Annotated in this window: 6 protein-coding genes; 3 read left to right on the top strand and 3 right to left on the bottom strand. The window is 65.4% G+C overall.

Going from position 1 to position 6,127, the window contains the following annotated elements:
* Nucleotides 1-354 precede the first annotated feature (354 nt).
* On the top strand, nucleotides 355-615 hold the full coding sequence (locus tag ACQKJZ_RS17475; protein WP_427732757.1) for a hypothetical protein: 261 nt from the start codon (nucleotides 355-357) through the stop codon (nucleotides 613-615).
* Between the two features lie 22 nt (nucleotides 616-637).
* Entirely contained in the window at nucleotides 638-886 is a 249-nt protein-coding gene (locus ACQKJZ_RS17470) for a hypothetical protein (RefSeq protein WP_427732755.1), read from the top strand.
* Between the two features lie 50 nt (nucleotides 887-936).
* Here ACQKJZ_RS17470 and ACQKJZ_RS17465 read toward each other — a convergent pair whose 3' ends face one another.
* Nucleotides 937-2,121: an N-acetyltransferase gene (locus tag ACQKJZ_RS17465; protein ID WP_427732753.1), complete on the bottom strand. Its 1,185-nt coding sequence runs from the start codon at nucleotides 2,119-2,121 to the stop codon at nucleotides 937-939.
* Nucleotides 2,122-2,222: 101 nt separating this feature from the next.
* On the opposite strand from ACQKJZ_RS17465, the gene ACQKJZ_RS17460 reads away from it, so the two are divergent.
* Nucleotides 2,223-3,317, top strand: coding sequence for a fatty acid desaturase family protein (locus ACQKJZ_RS17460; protein WP_427732751.1), 1,095 nt, complete (start codon nucleotides 2,223-2,225; stop codon nucleotides 3,315-3,317).
* A 344-nt stretch (nucleotides 3,318-3,661) separates the two neighbouring features.
* Here ACQKJZ_RS17460 and lptG read toward each other — a convergent pair whose 3' ends face one another.
* Nucleotides 3,662-4,762: an LPS export ABC transporter permease LptG gene (gene lptG / locus ACQKJZ_RS17455; RefSeq protein ID WP_427732749.1), complete on the bottom strand. Its 1,101-nt coding sequence runs from the start codon at nucleotides 4,760-4,762 to the stop codon at nucleotides 3,662-3,664.
* Nucleotides 4,759-5,958: an LPS export ABC transporter permease LptF gene (lptF, locus tag ACQKJZ_RS17450; RefSeq protein WP_427732747.1), complete on the bottom strand. Its 1,200-nt coding sequence runs from the start codon at nucleotides 5,956-5,958 to the stop codon at nucleotides 4,759-4,761. The genes lptG and lptF overlap by 4 nt, the downstream gene beginning before the upstream one ends.
* Nucleotides 5,959-6,127 lie beyond the last annotated feature (169 nt).

Here is a 6,127-nt window from a genome sequence, read left to right as displayed (position 1 = left end):
GTGTACTCACCCCTCCTCGTGGGGGGGGGGGGCGGGGGTGGGGAGCTTCCACGGGCGCAGGTTTCGTCGATAGGCCCCACCCCAACCCCTCCCCTGAAGGGGAGAGGCTTAGGGCGCCGATTCATTATCCGACCTCAGACCTTCAACCCCGGCAGCATCAAAAGTGCCTCCGTTACCGACAGCCCGGCCGTTCGGGTCATTCACCCATCATTGGCGCGACAACCCAATGATTGGGTGATCTCACCACGCCCCAAAAAGCGAAAACCACGCAAATACAGCATTCTAACTGTATGGCATGACTAATGCAGTAACGCACCTGTCGGACAGGCTCCGACGCAAAAGGGAGTTACCACCATGCTGATTTCGCTGCTGATCGCCTCGACCCTTTCCTCCGCCGCGCCGGACCCGACGACTGCCGCCCCGGTGGCGCCGGAACCCCAGGCCGGCCGCTTCGTGGATGCCGCCAGCGTCATCGCCAGCCTGCCGCCCACCACCCGGCTCTGCGTCGTCGACCGGCTGACCGGTTCGCGTATCCCGATAAAAGTCTGCCACACCGCCGACGAATGGATCGCGCGCGATGGCGCGGTGCCGACCGGCAAGATCAAGCGCAACTGAGCCGCAGGACAGGAGACACGCCATGATGCTCATCGCCATGCTCGCCACCCTCAGCCAGCCGGCCGCTCTGCCCCGCGAGGCTGAGGCCAAGCCCGCCACCATGACGGCGGCGGTCGCGACGATCGCCCCGGCCAAGGCCAAGCCGGTCCGCTATTGCTTCAACCATGTCGAGGAGGACCACATTCTGCGCGGCAAGGTCTGCCGGACGCGCGCCCAGTGGCTGTGGCGCAATATCGACCCGCTCGACTATCTCAACCAGACGAAGAAGTGAGGGCCGACAGGGCAGGGGCCGCGCCATGGCGGCCCCGCCCGTGAGGGGCATCAGGTCAGATCGCGCGCATAGACGTTGTAGGTCTTGTTGACCCGACTGTTGATCGTCTCGGCGATCGAGCGCATCCCCTGATTGTCATCGAGAATCCAGCCGATCTCTCCACGCGACGCGCCATATTTGGTGACCGAGGCGCGGCGGATATATTCGATCATCATGAAGGCCAGCTGGCTGGCCATGCGCGACGACTGCAATTCCTTGACCACGCCCATCAGCGGCACGCGCATCGTCCGCACCTTGGGCGCGCGCAGCCAGAGCAGCAGCTTGGCCCAGCCGAAGGGCAGGAGGCTGCCCTTGAGCGGCTTGATCGCCTCGTTCAGGTCGGGGAGGGTGATCATGAACGCAACCGGCTTGCCGTCCAGCTCGGCGATGCGGATCAGGTCGTTGAACACGATCGGCTTCAGCTTGACGCCGACATCCTTGATCTCGGGCGGGGTCAGCGGGATGAAGCCCCAGTTATCGGACCAGGCATCGTTCAGGATGCTCAGGATGATCGCGGCCTCTTCCTCGAACTTGGCCTTGTTCACCTCGCGCACGCGGATGCGCTCGTTCTTCTCGCCCGACTTGATGATGCGCTGGACGATCGGCGGGAATTCCTGCGTGATGTCCAGCTCATAGGTGAAGAGCTGCTTGATGGTCGCGTATCCGGCCGCCTCGATCCAGCCCTGATATTCGGGGCGCGCATGGCCCATCATAATCGTCGGGTCCTGGTCGAAGCCCTGGACCAGCAGGCCCGGTTCTTCCCAGATCGATTGCGACACCGGGCCGATCGCACGGGTCATGCCCTGGTCGCGCAGCCAGCCCTCGGCCTTGGCGAGCAGCGCGCGGAACACGTCCTCGCGCGTGGCGTCCATCAGGCCCCAAAAGCCGGTGCCCGGACCGAAGCCCTTTGACGGGTCCATCTCCAGCGCCAGCGTATCGAGATGCGCCGAAATGCGCCCGACGACCGTGCCGTTTTCCTCCGCTAGGAACAGCTGCGCCTTGGCATGGCTGTACCAGCCATTCTTCTCCGGCGTGATCAGGCCCAGCGCCTCGCCCTTGAGCGGCGGCACCCAGTGCGGATCGTCGGCATACAGGTCGAAGGGAAAGTCGACGAAGGTCTTACGGTCGTGCTTGCTGACGACGGGGCGGATGGAGAGGGCCATGGTGATCGGGTCCGGGAAATATGTCTGACGCATGTCCTAACCGGCTTGGTCGATCATAGCGAGTGAGGATTCCGTCATCACCGGACGTGGGAATGCCACCGTGTCGCCACTATGTAGAGGCAAAGGACAGCCCTATGGAATCGACGCTTTCTTTCCGAACCGCCCCCGCCGCAGGCGCCGCTACGCCGGTGACGCGTGTCCCGATTGCGGACGATAAGGCGATGCTGCGCGCCGCCGCCGAGATGACGCGCGACCTGATCGCGCCGCGTCCGCGCCTGTATTGGGCGGACATGGTGGGCAGCGCGCTGCTCGGTTATGCCGCGCTCGGCATCGCGGTGACGGCGGGGTCGACCGGGCTGATCGTCGCCGCCTCGGTCGTGTCGGTGCTGGCGCTCTACCGCGCGCTGCTCTTCATCCACGAAGTCAGCCATATGAAGCATTCGGCGCTGCCGGGCTTCCGCACCGGCTGGAACGCGCTGGTCGGCGTGCCCCTGCTGACCCCGGCATTCATGTATGAGGGCGTGCACAATCTGCACCATGCCAAGACGCGCTATGGCACCGTCGACGATCCCGAATATCTGCCGCTGGCGTTGATGAAGCCGTGGACGCTGCCGGTGTTCATCCTGGTGTCGGCGCTGGCGCCGCTGGGTCTGCTGATCCGCTTCGCGATCCTGTCGCCCCTGTCCTGGGTGGTGCCGGGGCTGCGCAAGATGGTGGTGGAGCGTTATTCGGCGCTGGCGATCAATCCCCAGTTCCGCCGCCGCATGCCCGAAGGTGACGCGCTCAAGCTGTTCAACCGTACCGATGCGGCGGCGTCGATCTGGGCGGTGGCGCTGGTGGCGATGGTGGCGACCGGGATCATCCCGGTGCGCGGGTTCGCGATCGGCTTTGCGATCGGATCGGCCGTCGCGGTGCTCAACCAGGTCCGTACGCTGGTCGCGCATCTTTGGGAGAATGACGGTGAGCCGATGACGGTGACCGCGCAGTATCTGGACTCGGTCAACGTGCCGCCGCCCGCGCTGCTGCCGGGTCTGTGGGCACCGGTGGGTCTGCGCTACCATGCGCTTCACCATTTGCTGCCGTCGCTGCCCTATCACGCACTGGGTGAGGCGCACCGCCGCATCAGCGCCGCCGTGACGCCGGAGTCGCCTTATCACAAGGCGAGCTACAAGGGCTTGCCGGGGCTGGTCGCCAAGATCGGCCTGAGCACGATCCGCCGGGGGAAGTAATCTACCTCCGTTCTGCCTGAGCGTCGTCGAAGGCCACGGTACTCGGCCCCCCAGCAGGCGATGTCCGGGGCGTGCACTTCGACTTCGCTCAGTGCGAACGGAAGGTGGGGCTTGGGGCGGACGTCAAATCCCTACGGCGGCGCTTGGGTGTAGGACCTACCCCCACGCCTGATCGGCAGGATCACGCAAACATGCTGGGCGGGGCTTGGGATGTAGGCCAAGCATCCGCACGCCCCGTTCACACTGAGCGAAGTCGAAGTGCACGGGCGAACTTCGCGGCGAGGTCACCGTCATTCCGAAACCTGCGGCGGTGTTCAGGCTTAACCCCGTTCGAGGCTCACCCCTTACTCCTCGGTACGGAACAACACCGCTTCGCCGATCAGGAAGAACAACAGGATCGGCGCCCAGGCCGCCAGGAAGGGCGGGTAGGCACCCAGATCCCCCATCGCCATCGAGAAATTGTCCGCCACGAAAAAGGCGAAGCCCAGCGCCATGCCGATCACGGCACGGACGAACAGCTTGCCCGAGCGCGCGATGCCGAAGGCGGCGACCGCACCCAATAGCGGCATCAGCACCGCCGACATCGGCGCCGACAATTTGTGCCAGAGCGACCCCTCCAGCGTCTTGGTCGGCCGCCCCGCCTCGCGCAGGTCGTCGATGGCGTTCGACAGCCCCTTGAACGACAGGCCGTCGGCATTGACGCTGGCCAGTGTCAGCTGTTCGGGCGTCACGCCGCGTCCGACGATCAGCGAGGGTAGCGACGTCAGCTTGCCCGAAGCGACCTCGAACCGGGTCGCCGGGCCGATCTGCCAGCCGTCACCCATGCGGCGGCCCCGAGGGGCGCGCACAATGGCCTGGAGACTGCCACCGCCCTTGCGGTCGTATAGCGTCACGCCGCCCAACTGCGTATTGGCACCGCGCCCCTGGACGAGATCGACCGAGATCAGGTCGTCGCCGTCGCGTACCCAGACATTGGACCGGTCGCCGCTGTCGATCGGGATGGGGCCATATTCCACCTTCTGCCATGCACTCAGTGTCGCGGTGGCGCGTGGCACGATCCGGTCGTTGAAGACGAAGCTCAACACCGCGACGCCCGCGCTCGCGACCAGCAGCGGCGCCAGCACCTGATGCGCGGACAGTCCGGCAGCCTTCAGCGCGATGACCTCCGAATTCTGGTTCATCGTGAAGAAGGTCAGGATGGTGCCGAGCAGCACCGAGAAGGGCAGGATGAAGGCGATGATCTGCGGCGCGCGGAGCGAGACGTAGCGCCACACCTGCGCCTCGCCATTGCCCGGCGCCGCCAGGATCGAGCCCGACTCGCTCAGGATGTCGAGCGCCTGGAGCACGATGACCAGCGCGAACAGGATCGCGAAGGTGCGGACCAGGAACATCTTGGCCATGTAGATGGCGATGGTCCGCGACGGGAAGATGCTCGACAGGCTCATGCGGTATAGGCCTTCTTGCGGCGGCGGCCGGGGAGCAGGCGGCCGATCAGCTTGCCCAGCTTGGCGAACCCGCGTTCCAGCACGCCGATCGGCTGCCCGCCGGGTACATAAGCGGTGACATAATACATCCAGCCGACAAGGCCGGCGAAGATCGCGAACGGCACCCATAGCGCGATCAGCGGGTCGACCCGGCCCAGCGCGCCGATGTCGGCGGCATATTGGTTCACCTTGTGATAGGTGACGAGCATCACGATCGACAGGAACACGCCCAAAGCGGAGGTCGACCGCTTGGGCGGTATGCCCAACGACACCGCCAGCAGCGGCAGCAGGAACATCGTCACGACCTCGACCAGGCGGAAGTGGAATTCGGCGCGGCTGCCCGCGCGTGCCTCCGGGTTCGGCGCCTCCTGGCCCAGCTTGGCCAGCTCGGGGAGGGTGAATTCCAGGTCGCGGCCGCCGCGCTGGCGGAAATTGTCGAACTTGGGCAGGTCGATCGGCAGGTCATGGCTGGAGAAGGTCAGCACGCGCGGCGCGCGGAACTCGGGCCGGTTGTGGATCAGCGTGCCGTTGGTCAGGCGGAAGATGATGACGTTGGGGTCGTCGGTGGCCAGAAACCGCCCGCGTTCGGCCGTCACGCCGATCCAGTCGCCCTTCGACGTATTGGCATGGACGAAGATGCCCGACAGGTCGCGGCCACTGTCGCGGCTTTCCTCGATGCGCAGCGTCATGCGGTCGCCCAAATGGGTGAACTCGCCGACCTTGATCGACGCGCCCAGCGCACCGGTGCGCAGCTCGTAGCGCAGCCCTTCGTAATAATAGCGGGCGACCGGCTGCACATAGCCGACGATCGCCAGGTTCAGCGCGGCCAGCACGATCGCGTACATGTACGGCACGCGCAGCAACCGGGTATAGCTCATGCCCACGCCGCGCATCACGTCCAGCTCGGACGAGGTCGCCAGCCGGCGGAAGGCGAGCAGGATGCCCAGCATCAGCCCGATCGGGATGCCGAGACCCAGATATTCGGGCAGCAGGTTGGCAAGCATCCGCCACACCACGCTGATCGGGCCGCCTTCGGTGGCGACGAATTCGAACAGGCGGCGGATGCGGTCGAGCACCAGCAGCATGGCGGCGATGATCAGCGTCGCGAAGAGCGGCAACGCGATCAGCCGGGCCATGTAGCGATCGATGGATTTCATGCGGGGGACATCACTCGCGCGATAAAACGGCCATGGCTATACGAGGCGGGGCAGGGCGCGTCACCCCTTGTTTGCGAAGGATTCCCTTGGCCTTCGACTTCGCTCACGCTGAACGGTCGTTGTAACTGGGTGCTCCCTTGCCCCGTTCGGCCGGAGCGAAGTCGAAGGC

Origin of the sequence: Sphingomonas sp. NPDC019816 (assembly GCF_050274375.1) — a bacterium.
In the GTDB taxonomy this organism is placed as follows: Bacteria; Pseudomonadota; Alphaproteobacteria; order Sphingomonadales; family Sphingomonadaceae; genus Sphingomonas.
The sequence above is the reverse complement of the archived record's forward strand: the minus strand, read 5'-3'. Positions and strand labels throughout refer to the sequence as shown.

Excerpts from the sequence above, each read along its gene's own strand:
- ACQKJZ_RS17475 (WP_427732757.1), top strand. The coding sequence starts at position 355 with ATGCTGATTTCGCTGCTGATCGCCTCGACCCTTTCCTCCGCCGCGCCG.
- ACQKJZ_RS17470 (WP_427732755.1), top strand. The coding sequence starts at position 638 with ATGATGCTCATCGCCATGCTCGCCACCCTCAGCCAGCCGGCCGCTCTG.
- ACQKJZ_RS17465 (WP_427732753.1), bottom strand. The coding sequence starts at position 2,121 with ATGCGTCAGACATATTTCCCGGACCCGATCACCATGGCCCTCTCCATC.
- ACQKJZ_RS17460 (WP_427732751.1), top strand. The coding sequence starts at position 2,223 with ATGGAATCGACGCTTTCTTTCCGAACCGCCCCCGCCGCAGGCGCCGCT.
- lptG (WP_427732749.1), bottom strand. The coding sequence starts at position 4,762 with ATGAGCCTGTCGAGCATCTTCCCGTCGCGGACCATCGCCATCTACATG.
- lptF (WP_427732747.1), bottom strand. The coding sequence starts at position 5,958 with ATGAAATCCATCGATCGCTACATGGCCCGGCTGATCGCGTTGCCGCTC.